The organism is Pseudomonas oleovorans subsp. oleovorans (assembly GCF_002197815.1).
Classification (GTDB): Bacteria; Pseudomonadota; Gammaproteobacteria; order Pseudomonadales; family Pseudomonadaceae; genus Aquipseudomonas; species Aquipseudomonas oleovorans.
In genome coordinates, this window is record NZ_NIUB01000003.1 from 193,111 (window position 1) to 205,501 (window position 12,391).

The window sequence follows — 12,391 nt, forward strand, 5'->3', positions numbered from 1 at the left end:
CCGGAAAAGGCCCCCTTAAGCCGAAGCGGCACCGATCACCAAATTCCCCGACGGCGCCAGCCCGTCGATGTAGTCCGACCACGCCTGCAACATCTCTCGCCTTTGCTCGGCGTACTCCGCCCGATTGTAGACGCCGCGCACGCCGCCGATGGTGTGGTTCAGCGCCTTTTCCACCACATCCGAAGGCCAGCCCTGCTCATGCAACAAGGTCGAAGCAGTGCGCCGAAGGTCATGGATGGTGAAGGCGGGAATCTCCTGCCCCTGCAATGACACCTTCAGTGCCTGGTTCAGCGCGTTGCTGGCGAAGGGCTTGGCCAGGGTGCCACGCCCTGGCAGCACCCAGACGCTGCTGCTGGCCAGCGGCTTGAGTTCCTTGAACAGTGTCTGCGCCTGGATGGACAGGTAGACGATGTGCGGTTTGCCGGTCTTGGAGTTCTCAACCGGGATGTGCCATTCGCCTTCGTCCAGATGCACGTCCTTCCACTGCGCCAGCATCAGCTCGGACTTGCGCACCAGCGTCATCAGGATCAACTGGAAGGCGATCTTGAACTGGCGGCGGATGTTGGAGGTCTGCATGGCGCGCAGGAACAGCTTGATTTCTTCCGGTGTCAGTGCCCGATCACGAGCGACTGAACGGTAGACGTGCCGCATCGGCAAGGCCATCACCGGGTTGGACTGTACCAGCCCGCAGGTCAGCGCGTAGTCGAACATGCGCTTGAGCAGGCCACGCACCTGACCAGCAGCGGCGTCGAAGCCTTGTTCTTTCTTGCGCCAGATGACGCCGCGCACGTCCTCGGCGGTAATGTCCCGGACCGGCTTGCTGCCGATGTGGGGCAGGATGTCCTTTTCTAGGTAGCGGCGCGGCATGGTCACGTCCTTGCGGTCGCGTGACTGGATATCCTTGAAGAAGCGTTCGGCGAAGTTGGCCACGGTGGCGTCTTCTGCACCAGCCACCTTGGCTTGCTGTTTCTTCTTTGCTGGCGATTCGCCCATTGCTACTTGCTGGGCCGCCTCATCCCGTTTCAGGCGAGCATTCTTCAGAGTCAGCGCGGGGTATTTGCCCAGCGTCAGCTTCTCGTACTTGCCATTCAGGCGGTAGCGGTAACGCCAGACGATGCCCCCGGTCGGGAAGACTTCCACATGAAGCCCCCGATCGTCGGTGACCGTGTAGGTCTTGTCTCTGGGCTTGAGCGCCTTGAGTGCGTTGTCGGTCAGTGCCATCTCATCCTCCGTATGTCCAAGTAGAGGGAAGAAAGCAATAAACCCGCTACTTGGAACTAAACTTGGACATAAAAGTGAGTGGCTTTGACTGTATCACCGAATCACTCAGTAGACAAAAATCCCTTTATTTATGCGGATTACAGGCGTATCAGCAGACATCAATGGACGTCCATGGACCCCACCTCACTTCCCGATGCAGAAGCTGGAGAAGATCCGCCCCAGCAGGTCGTCGCTGCTGAAGGCGCCGGTGATCTCGCCCAATGCCTGCTGGGCCATGCGTAGATCCTCGGCCAGCAGTTCGCCGGCGCCCATCAGAGTGAGCTGGTTGCGGCCGTGCTCAAGGTACTGCTGCGCCTTCAGCAACGCTTCGAGGTGGCGCCGCCGAGCGCTGAAGCCGCTCTCTGCGGTCTGTTGATAACCCATGCAGGCCTTCAGGTGCTCGCGCAGCAGATCGAGGCCATCGGTAGATTTGGCCGACAGGCTGAGTGTGACGTGGCCATCGGCACTGGTTTGCAGCGCTACCGCTTCGCCGGAAAGGTCGGCCTTGTTGCGGATCAGGGTGACCCGTGCTGGATCCGGACGCTGCTCCAGAAACTCTGGCCAGAGAGCAAAGGGTTCGGCGGCTTCCGGCGCAGTGGAGTCCACTACCAGTAGTACGCGATCGGCCTCGCCGATGGCCTTGAGCGCACGCTCCACACCGATGCGCTCGACCTGATCGTCGGTATCACGCAGACCCGCTGTATCGACCACGTGCAGGGGCATGCCGTCGATATGGATATGTTCGCGCAAGACGTCGCGGGTGGTACCGGCGATATCAGTGACGATAGCGGCTTCACGCCCAGCCAGGGCATTGAGCAGGCTGGACTTGCCGGCATTGGGTCGGCCGGCTATGACCACGGTCATACCGTCGCGCAGCAGGGCGCCCTGGCCCGCTTCGCGCAATACTGTGGATAAGTCTGTACGCACGCTGTCGAGCTGGCTCAGCACATGGCCATCGGCGAGAAAGTCGATCTCTTCTTCGGGAAAATCAATGGCGGCTTCGACGTATATGCGTAGCTGGATCAAAGACTCGGTCAGTGCATGCACGCGTTTGGAGAACTCGCCCTGCAGCGAACGCAGGGCATTGCGTGCGGCCTGTTCGGAGCTGGCTTCGATCAGATCGGCGATGGCCTCGGCCTGAGCCAGGTCGAGCTTGTCATTGAGGAAGGCGCGTTCGCTGAACTCACCAGGTCGCGCCAGGCGTGCCCCCAGCGCCATGCAGCGGCGCAGCAGCAGATCGAGCACCACCGGGCCACCGTGGCCTTGAAGTTCCAGTACGTCTTCACCAGTGAAGGAGTTGGGGCCAGGAAAGTAGATGGCCAGACCTTCATCCAGCGTCAGCTCGCTCTCGCCATAGAACGGCCCGTGATGAGCGAAGCGCGGCTTCAACTCGCGTCGGCAAATGGCCTTAGCCAATTGACCTGCAAGAGGACCGGATACCCGCACGATGCCCACACCACCCCGACCCTGGGCAGTGGCGACGGCGGCAATGGTGTCTCGGGCATGGCTCATGGCGGTTTACTCGATGCGTACGGCTGAATATGGGAGCGAGGGGGAAGCCTGATTCTCTGCTTGCGAAGCTTGTGGATGCAGCGATTCGCGAGCAGAGCTCGCTCCTACGATAAATGCTTGGATAGCAAAACGCCCCAATCATGGGGCGTTTGCTTGATGCTTGGAAGCCTTGGCGAATCAGGCGTTGGCCGTTTTCGCTGCCGCTTCGATCTTGCGCGTAATGTACCACTGCTGGGCGATGGACAGGATGTTGTTGACCACCCAGTACAGCACCAGACCAGCCGGGAACCACAGGAAGAAAAAGGTGAAGATGATCGGCATCAGCTTCAGCACGCGGGCCTGCATGGGGTCCGGCGGCGTCGGGTTGAGCTGCTGCTGGATGAACATGGTCGCGCCCATGATGATCGGCAGGATGAAGAACGGATCCTTGATCGACAGGTCGGTGATCCACAGCAGCCAGGGCGCCTGACGCATCTCGACCGATTCCAGCAGTACCCAGTACAGGGCGAGGAATACCGGCATCTGCACCAGGATCGGTAAGCAGCCGCCCAGCGGGTTGATCTTCTCCTTCTTGTACAGCTCCATCATCGCCTGGGACATCTTCTGGCGGTCGTCGCCGAACTGCTCCTTCAGCGCCTGCAGTTTCGGCGATACGGCGCGCATACGCGCCATGGAGCGGTAGCTGGCAGCCGACAGCGGGAAGAAGATCAGCTTGATGATGATGGTCAGGACAATGATCGACCAACCCCAGTTGCCGAGCACGCTGTGGATCGCTTCCAGCAGCCAGAAGATCGGCTGCGCCAGGAACCACAGGAAGCCGTAGTCGACGGTCAGTTCCAGACCCGGCGACAGGGTGGCCAGGTGCTCCTGCAGCTTGGGACCGGCATAGAGGATCGCGCCAGTTTCGCCCTGCGCGCCGGCTGCGACCTGCACGGACGGGCCGGTAAAGCCGACGATGTAGTTACCCTGGCTGTCCTTGCGGGTCTGTACCAGGTTGGTGCTGTCCTTGCTCGGTACCCAGGCAGTGACGAAGTAGTGCTGCAGCCAGGCGACCCAGCCGCCCTGTACGGTTTCCTTGAAGGGCTGCTTGTCCATGTCCTTCATCGACACCTTCTTGTAGGGCTCGTCGGGGGTCCACAGTGCCGCGCCGAGGTAGGTGGCGGTGCCGGTAGCGGTGGTCGAGGACGGGTCGCCGCTGTTGTCGCGCTTGAGCTGGGCGAACAGGTTACCGCTCCAGGCTTGCTCGCTCTGGTTGTCGATCAGGTAACGCACGTCAACCTGATAGGCGGACGGATCGATGCAGCCAGGCTTCTTCAACTGTTGCTCACGCGCCGAGCACTGCGGGTTGAGGCCGCGTTTGAAGCTGTAGCGCTTGATGTAGTTGACGCCGTTCTCGCTGAGCTTGAGATCGACCACCAGGCTGTCCTGGCCTTCGGCCAGCTCGTAGTTCTGCTTCTCGCTGCTCCATAGGGAACGACCGCTGGATTTGTCCGGTGCGTTCGGACCGATCAGGCCGCTCTGTGCCAGGTAGGTACGCTCGTTGCCGTTATCGAACAGCTGGAACGGAACGTCCGGGCGGTCCTGACGACGCGGGTACTGCGGCAGACGCAGCTGCACGATATCGCCACCACGTGGGTCGATGGCCAGGTCCAGCACATCGGTCTTGACGCGAATCAGCTCGTCGCTGACAGCGGCGGTAGGCGCAACGGCAGCAGCAGTCGGCTCGGCCACGGCAGTGGGAATGTCGTCGCCGCTGGTGCTGGCGGTTGCAGCAGGGGTGTCGGGCAGGGCAGGCGTCGCAGCGGTCGAGGTACTAACCTCGGCTGGCAGGGCAGCCTGGCCATAGTCCTCGTTCCATTGCAGGACCATGAGGTAGGACACGACTGCCAGGGCGACGATCAGGATCGAACGTTGGATATCCATGATTATTCGGCCATCGAAGGGGAACGGGATGTTTTAACGGGTGGAACTGGATCGAAACCGCCGGCATTCCAGGGGTGACAGCGACCGAGACGGCGCGCTGTCAGCCAGCCACCACGCAGGAAGCCATGTTGCTCGATGGCTTCGTAGGCATAGCAGGAGCAGCTGGGATAGAAGCGACAATGACTGGCCATCAGCGGACTGATGGCGTAGCGATACACCTTAATACAGGCTAGAGCCGCTTTACGCATGGGGATTGTCGCTTGTCCCGGGGGATAAGTCTGCGTCGCGACTGGGCCGGCTTCGGGCCAAGCGTTTCCAGAGTTTGCCGAACTGCTGAGCAAGTTCGCTATTCTCCAGATCGCCTAGCCCTTTGCGGGCGACCACCACGATGTCCCAGCCTGTCAGGTTGTCCTGATTGAGGCGAAAGGACTCGCGGATTTGACGCTTGATGCGGTTGCGCTCGACGGCGAGCTTGACGCTCTTTTTGCCGATCACCAAACCTAGGCGGGGATGATCAAGCTGGTTATCGCGCGCTAGCAGCAGGACACTTTTGCCCGGAGCTTTACCGCTTGGGGAGTCGAAGACTGCCTTGAATTGCCGGGGAGTCAGCAGTCGCTTTTCCCGGCCGAAGCCTCGACTCACCACCTGTCTGGATTAATTAGACAGCAAGACGCTTGCGGCCCTTGGCGCGACGACGCGACAGGACGGCGCGGCCGTTCTTGGTGGCCATACGGGCACGGAAACCGTGGGTGCGAGCGCGCTTGATGGTGCTGGGTTGGAAAGTGCGTTTCATGGTGCGTTACCTGGGTGATCGACTAGGGTCGGTATGACCCCGGTTTTAAGAGACCGGCAATTCTAGAGAAAGCCACGCTGCAGGTCAATTTCCAACCAACCTTATTCGCTAGATAGAAATAGAAAGAAGGAAAAGGGTTTAAAGCTCTTTTTCTATGTTTATGTTGAATGGTGCTGTCGGCGTCTGTGGACAACCCTTTGGCTGCTGCGCGCTGCTTGCTCTTCCGGCGATGATAAGTCTGTCCAAAAGGCGTGGTTCGTCTGTGCGTGTCCTGCAGACAGCCTGAGGATAGAATGCCGTGTTACCCACAGCAGGGTTATCCGCACGTTCATCCCCAGGCTTTTACAGAAGCTTATGGGGGGCTTATCCACAATGCTTACGCAGCTACTGATAAATCTGATGAATGGAACTAAGGCTTTGATTTTACTTGGCCATCTAGTCCCTGTTGTGTGGATAACTCGGTCGTTGGCCGGTACAATGGCGGCTGTTTTTGCATCGCCGCCTGGATAGGGGATAGTCAGTGTCAGTGGAACTATGGCAGCAATGCGTCGAGCTTTTGCGCGACGAGTTGCCGGCCCAGCAATTCAACACTTGGATCCGTCCTCTGCAGGTTGAAGCCGAAGGCGACGAGCTGCGCGTGTATGCGCCGAATCGTTTCGTACTCGATTGGGTCAACGAGAAGTACCTGGGCCGTTTGCTCGAGTTGCTCGGTGAGCGCGCTGGCGGTCTGGTTCCTGCGCTTTCCTTATTAATAGGCAGCAAGCGTGCAGCGACTGCCCGTGTCGCGCCAACGGCCCCTTTGCCTGCTGCTGCGCGTGCCGCTCAGGTTCAGGCCGCCGCATCCGTCAGCAAGCCGGTGCCGCCGCCTGCACAGCAGGAGCCGTCGCGTGCCAGCTTCGACTCCATGGGCGGAGCCGCGCCACAACCGCCGACCCCCGCGGTGGCGCCACGCACCGAACGTACCGTACAGGTCGAAGGTGGCCTCAAGCACACCAGCTATCTCAACCGCACCTTTACCTTCGATAACTTCGTCGAGGGTAAGTCGAACCAGTTGGCGCGCGCTGCAGCCTGGCAGGTAGCGGACAATCCTAAGCACGGTTACAACCCGCTGTTCCTGTATGGCGGCGTTGGCTTGGGCAAGACTCACCTGATGCATGCTGTGGGTAATCACCTGCTGGCGAAGAACCCCAACGCCAAGGTTGTGTACCTGCACTCCGAGCGCTTCGTCGCCGATATGGTCAAGGCGTTGCAGCTCAACGCCATCAACGAATTCAAACGCTTCTACCGCTCGGTCGATGCGCTGCTGATCGACGACATCCAGTTCTTTGCCAAGAAGGAGCGCTCCCAGGAGGAGTTCTTCCACACCTTCAACGCGCTGCTCGAAGGGGGTCAGCAGGTGATTCTCACCAGCGACCGCTACCCGAAAGAGATCGAAGGCCTGGAAGAGCGACTGAAATCGCGCTTCGGCTGGGGCCTGACCGTGGCCGTCGAGCCACCGGAACTGGAAACCCGCGTGGCGATCCTGATGAAGAAGGCCGACCAGGCCAAGGTCGATCTGCCGCACGATGCGGCGTTCTTCATCGCTCAGCGCATTCGCTCCAATGTGCGCGAACTGGAAGGCGCGCTGAAGCGTGTGATCGCCCACTCGCACTTCATGGGCCGCGACATCACCATCGAGCTGATCCGTGAGTCGCTCAAGGATCTGCTGGCCCTGCAGGACAAGCTGGTCAGCATCGATAATATTCAGCGCACCACCGCTGAGTACTACAAGATCAAGATCACCGATTTGCTTTCCAAGCGCCGTTCGCGCTCGATCGCCCGGCCGCGTCAGGTGGCTATGGCATTGTCGAAGGAACTGACCAATCACAGCCTGCCGGAAATCGGTGTGGCCTTCGGCGGCCGCGATCACACCACGGTGTTGCATGCATGCCGTAAGATTGCTGAACTTAGGGGATCCGACGCGGACATCCGCGAGGACTATAAGAACCTGCTGCGCACCCTGACTACCTGATCAAATCAATGCAGCTCCACGAGGCAAGGGACTAGACCATGCATTTCACTATTCAACGCGAAGCCCTGTTGAAACCCCTGCAACTGGTCGCCGGTGTCGTGGAACGACGCCAGACGCTGCCGGTTCTGTCTAACGTCCTGCTGGTGGTCGAAGGCCAGCAGCTGTCGCTGACCGGTACCGACCTCGAGGTCGAACTGGTTGGCCGCGTCACACTCGAAGATGCCGCCGAACCGGGTGAGATCACCGTGCCGGCGCGCAAGCTGATGGATATCTGCAAGAGCCTGCCGAGCGACGCGCTGATTGACATTCGCGTCGACGAGCAGAAGTTGCTGGTCAAGGCCGGGCGCAGCCGGTTCACCCTGTCGACTCTGCCGGCCAACGACTTCCCTACCGTCGAGGAAGGCCCAGGCTCGCTGACCTTCAATCTGCCGCAAGCCAAGCTGCGTCGTTTGATCGAAGGCACCAGCTTCGCCATGGCCCAGCAGGATGTGCGCTACTACCTCAACGGCATGCTCCTGGAAGTACAGAGCGGTCTGCTGCGAGCGGTCGCTACCGACGGTCACCGTCTGGCCATGTGCTCCATGGAAGCGGTCATCCAGCAGGAAGGCAAGCATCAGGTCATCGTGCCGCGCAAAGGTATTCTCGAACTGGCTCGCCTGCTCACCGAACAGGACGCCGAAGTCGCCATCGTTCTCGGTCAGCATCACATCCGTGCCAACACCGGCGAGTTCACCTTCACCTCGAAACTGGTCGACGGCAAGTTCCCGGATTACGAGCGCGTGCTGCCGCGTGGTGGTGACAAACTGGTGCTGGCGGATCGTCAGGGCTTGCGCGAAGCCTTCAGCCGCACCGCGATTCTGTCCAACGAGAAATACCGTGGCATTCGCCTGACCCTGGCATCTGGTCTGCTGAAGATTCAAGCCAACAACCCTGAGCAGGAAGAGGCCGAGGAAGAGATCGTTGTCGACTATGCGGGCAGCGGCCTGGAGATCGGTTTCAACGTCAGTTATCTGCTGGATGTGCTGGGCGTGATGGGCACCGAGCAGGTGCGCTTGATCCTCTCCGACTCCAACAGCAGTGCCCTGCTGCAGGAAGCCGACAACGACGATTCTGCCTACGTTGTCATGCCGATGCGTCTTTAATGTCCCTAAGCCGTATCACGGTCACCGGGGTACGCAATCTGCATCCGGTGACCCTCTCCCCCTCCTCCCGCATCAACATCCTCCACGGCGCCAACGGCAGCGGCAAGACCAGCGTGCTCGAGGCGATCCATCTGCTCGGCCTCGCCCGCTCCTTCCGCAGTACCCGCCTGCAGCCAGTCATCCATTACGAACAACCCGCCTGCACCATTTTCGGTCAGGTTCAGTTGGCCGGGGGAGGCTCGTGCAATCTGGGTATCTCTCGCGATCGTCAGGGTGAGCTGCTGATTCGTATTGATGGGCAGAATGCGCGTAGCGCTGCGCAGCTAGCCGATCTGTTGCCACTACAGCTGATAAACCCCGATAGTTTTCGACTGCTTGAAGGTGCCCCGAAGATTCGCCGGCAGTTTCTCGATTGGGGTGTGTTCCACGTGGAACATCGCTTTCTCGGCGCCTGGCAACGCCTGCAGAAAGCCCTACGGCAGCGGAACTCGTGGCTGCGCCATGGTATACTTGACGGTGCTTCGCAGGCCGCATGGGACCGCGAGCTATGCAGTGCCAGCGAGGAGATCGACACCTATCGGCGAGCCTATATTCAGGCTTTGAAACCAGTGTTCGAACGAACCCTTGCCGAGCTGCTGCAGTTGGAAGGTCTGACCCTGAGTTACTACCGAGGTTGGGACAAGGATCGAGAGCTGAGTGAGGTGCTCGCCACTTCCCTGTTCCGTGACCAGCAACTCGGGCACACCCAGGCTGGACCTCAGCGCGCCGATTTGCGTCTGCGCCTGGCGGGGCATAACGCGGCAGAGATTCTGTCGCGAGGACAACAGAAACTGGTGGTGTGCGCTTTGCGCATCGCCCAAGGCCACTTGGTCAACGAAGCCAAGCGTGGCCAGTGTATCTATCTGGTGGACGACCTACCGTCGGAGCTGGATGAACAGCATCGTCAGGCATTGTGCCGGTTGCTGGAAGATTTGCGCTGCCAGGTGTTCATCACCTGTGTGGATCATGAATTGTTGAGGGAAGGCTGGCAGACGGATACGCCGGTTGCCATGTTCCACGTGGAACATGGCCGTATCACCCAGACCCAAGACCATCGGGAGTGAAGGCATGAGCGAGAACCAAACGTACGACTCCTCCAGCATCAAGGTGCTGAAAGGACTAGACGCCGTACGCAAACGTCCCGGGATGTACATCGGTGACACTGACGATGGTAGTGGTCTGCACCACATGGTGTTCGAGGTGGTCGATAACTCCATCGACGAAGCGCTGGCAGGCTATTGCAGCGAAATCACCATCACCATCCACCCGGATGAGTCGATCAGCGTGCGTGACAACGGCCGTGGTATTCCGGTCGATATGCACAAGGAAGAAGGCGTCTCGGCGGCCGAGGTCATCATGACCGTGCTGCACGCCGGCGGTAAGTTCGACGACAACAGCTACAAGGTATCCGGCGGCCTGCACGGTGTGGGTGTCTCGGTGGTCAATGCCCTCTCCAAGGAGCTGGTACTGACCATCCGCCGTAGCGGTAAGATCTGGGAACAGACCTATGTGCATGGTGTGCCGCAAGCCCCCCTGACTGCTGTCGGGGATACCGACGGTACCGGCACGCAAATCCACTTCAAGCCCTCCGAAGAAACCTTCGCCAACATCCACTTCAGCTGGGACATCCTGGCCAAGCGTCTGCGCGAACTGTCCTTCCTCAACTCCGGCGTGGGGATTCTGCTGCGTGATGAACGCACCGGCAAGGAAGAGCTGTTCAAGTACGAGGGCGGCCTGAAAGCCTTCGTTGAGTACCTGAACACCAACAAGACCGTAGTCAACCAGGTATTCCACTTCAGTGTGCAGCGTGAAGAAGACGGTGTTGGTGTCGAAGTCGCCCTGCAGTGGAACGACAGTTTCAACGAGAACATCCTCTGCTTCACCAACAACATTCCCCAGCGTGACGGTGGTACTCACCTGGCGGGCTTCCGCTCTGCCCTCACCCGACACCTGAACAACTACATCGAAGCCGAAGGTCTGGCGAAGAAGTTCAAGGTCGCCACCACCGGTGACGATGCCCGTGAAGGCCTGACTGCAATTATCTCGGTCAAGGTGCCGGACCCGAAATTCAGCTCGCAGACCAAGGATAAGCTGGTCTCCAGCGAGGTGAAGACCGCGGTCGAGCAGGAGATGGGCAAGTACTTTGCCGACTTCCTGCTGGAAAACCCCAACGAAGCCAAGGCTGTGGTCGGCAAGATGATCGATGCAGCACGTGCCCGTGAAGCAGCGCGTAAGGCGCGTGAGATGACCCGCCGCAAGGGGGCGCTGGACATCGCCGGGCTGCCCGGCAAACTGGCCGACTGCCAGGAGAAAGACCCGGCGCTGTCCGAACTCTACATCGTGGAGGGTGACTCCGCGGGCGGTTCTGCTAAGCAGGGCCGCAACCGCAAGACCCAGGCGATCCTGCCGCTCAAGGGCAAGATCCTCAACGTTGAACGCGCGCGTTTCGACCGCATGATTTCCTCGCAGGAAGTCGGCACGCTGATCACTGCGCTCGGCTGTGGTATCGGCCGTGACGAGTACAACATCGACAAGCTGCGCTACCACAACATCATCATCATGACCGATGCTGACGTCGACGGTTCGCACATTCGCACCCTGCTGCTGACCTTCTTCTTCCGTCAGTTGCCGGAGCTGATCGAGCGCGGCTACATCTATATCGCCCAGCCGCCGCTGTACAAGGTGAAGAAAGGCAAACAGGAGCAGTACATCAAGGACGACGAGGCCATGGAGGAATACATGACCCAGTCGGCTCTGGAAGACGCCAGCCTGCACGTCAACGAGAATGCCCCAGGCCTGTCCGGCGGCGCGCTGGAAAAGCTCGTGGGCGAATACCGTGGCGTCATGAAAACCCTGGATCGACTGTCGCGTGTCTATCCCAAGGACATCACCGAGCACTTCGTCTATCTGCCGCGCATTCCGCTGGAGCAGCTCGCTGATCAGGCCTTCATGCAAAACTGGCTGGAAGGCTTCGCTGCACGTCTGAAGACTACCGAGAAGTCAGGCCAGACCTACAGTGCCAGTCTGCGTGAAGACCGCGAGCGTCACCTGTGGCTGCCGGAGGTCGAGGTCAAATCTCACGGCCTTACCAGCTACACTACCTTCAACCGCGACTTCTTCGCCAGCAATGACTACAAGACCGTCACTACCCTGGGCGAACAGCTGAATAACCTGCTGGAAGAAGGCGCCTACGTGCAGCGTGGCGAGCGCAAGAAACCGGTCAGCTCCTTCAAAGAAGCGCTGGACTGGCTGATGACCGAAAGCACCAAGCGTCACAGCATCCAGCGATACAAAGGTCTCGGTGAGATGAACCCGGATCAATTGTGGGAAACCACCATGGACCCGGAAGTGCGCCGCATGCTCAAGGTGACCATCGAGGACGCCATCGCCGCCGACCAGATCTTCAACACCCTGATGGGCGACGCTGTGGAGCCGCGCCGCGACTTCATCGAGTCAAACGCCCTGGCGGTGTCTAACCTGGATTTCTAATCATTTATCGACGGGCAGATAAATTGTCATGTTTGTGCAAGTTATTGTCATGACAATTTCTGTCACTACCCCGGCCTAGAGCCGGGGTTTTTCTTTGGGTGCGCCAGGCATGGCGCGTAGCGCCGTGACTGGCGCTGTTCGGTTCACTGTGGTGGTGAACCGGACGACTTGGAGGTGAAAGTCCTCTGCACGCCCGGCAAGGGGAAGTGCTAGCGGAAGGCA

At 59.7% G+C, this 12,391-nt stretch carries 10 protein-coding genes; 4 read left to right on the forward strand and 6 right to left on the reverse strand.

Translation table 11 applies throughout. The features are described from left to right. Positions 1–15 precede the first annotated feature (15 nt). The 6 genes from PSOLE_RS02815 to rpmH all read right to left on the reverse strand — a co-directional run bounded on the left by PSOLE_RS02815 (position 16) and on the right by rpmH (position 5,488). Positions 16–1,221 carry a tyrosine-type recombinase/integrase gene (locus PSOLE_RS02815; protein WP_074856715.1) on the reverse strand — a complete coding sequence of 402 codons (1,206 nt, stop codon included), beginning with the start codon at positions 1,219–1,221 and terminating at the stop codon, positions 16–18. Between the two features lie 183 nt (positions 1,222–1,404). After that, positions 1,405–2,772 carry a tRNA uridine-5-carboxymethylaminomethyl(34) synthesis GTPase MnmE gene (gene mnmE / locus PSOLE_RS02820; RefSeq protein ID WP_074856718.1) on the reverse strand — a complete coding sequence of 456 codons (1,368 nt, stop codon included), beginning with the start codon at positions 2,770–2,772 and terminating at the stop codon, positions 1,405–1,407. Between the two features lie 177 nt (positions 2,773–2,949). Continuing rightward, positions 2,950–4,695 (reverse strand): membrane protein insertase YidC, encoded by a 1,746-nt coding sequence (yidC, locus tag PSOLE_RS02825; RefSeq protein WP_074856721.1) that lies wholly within the window; start codon positions 4,693–4,695, stop codon positions 2,950–2,952. A gap of 2 nt (positions 4,696–4,697) precedes the next feature. Beyond that, positions 4,698–4,943, reverse strand: a complete 246-nt coding sequence (yidD, locus tag PSOLE_RS02830; protein WP_003465117.1) for a membrane protein insertion efficiency factor YidD — start codon at positions 4,941–4,943, stop codon at positions 4,698–4,700. Beyond that, positions 4,936–5,340: a ribonuclease P protein component gene (gene rnpA / locus PSOLE_RS02835; protein ID WP_003465119.1), complete on the reverse strand. Its 405-nt coding sequence runs from the start codon at positions 5,338–5,340 to the stop codon at positions 4,936–4,938. Before rnpA ends, yidD begins: the two co-directional genes overlap by 8 nt. A 13-nt stretch (positions 5,341–5,353) precedes the next feature. Further along, positions 5,354–5,488, reverse strand: a complete 135-nt coding sequence (gene rpmH / locus PSOLE_RS02840) for a 50S ribosomal protein L34 (RefSeq protein WP_002551315.1) — start codon at positions 5,486–5,488, stop codon at positions 5,354–5,356. 520 nt (positions 5,489–6,008) lie between these two features. Between rpmH and dnaA the strand changes: the two genes are divergently transcribed. The 4 genes from dnaA to gyrB are packed head-to-tail and all read left to right on the forward strand — an operon-like array spanning position 6,009 to position 12,169. Beyond that, positions 6,009–7,499: a chromosomal replication initiator protein DnaA gene (gene dnaA / locus PSOLE_RS02845; protein ID WP_074856725.1), complete on the forward strand. Its 1,491-nt coding sequence runs from the start codon at positions 6,009–6,011 to the stop codon at positions 7,497–7,499. Positions 7,500–7,537: 38 nt separating this feature from the next. Continuing rightward, positions 7,538–8,641: a DNA polymerase III subunit beta gene (gene dnaN / locus PSOLE_RS02850; RefSeq protein WP_003458432.1), complete on the forward strand. Its 1,104-nt coding sequence runs from the start codon at positions 7,538–7,540 to the stop codon at positions 8,639–8,641. Continuing rightward, entirely contained in the window at positions 8,641–9,744 is a 1,104-nt protein-coding gene (gene recF, locus PSOLE_RS02855) for a DNA replication/repair protein RecF (protein WP_074856728.1), read from the forward strand. The genes dnaN and recF overlap by 1 nt, the downstream gene beginning before the upstream one ends. 4 nt (positions 9,745–9,748) lie before the next feature. Next, complete coding sequence (gene gyrB, locus PSOLE_RS02860; protein WP_074856731.1) at positions 9,749–12,169, forward strand: DNA topoisomerase (ATP-hydrolyzing) subunit B; 2,421 nt, start codon at positions 9,749–9,751, stop codon at positions 12,167–12,169. Positions 12,170–12,391 lie beyond the last annotated feature (222 nt).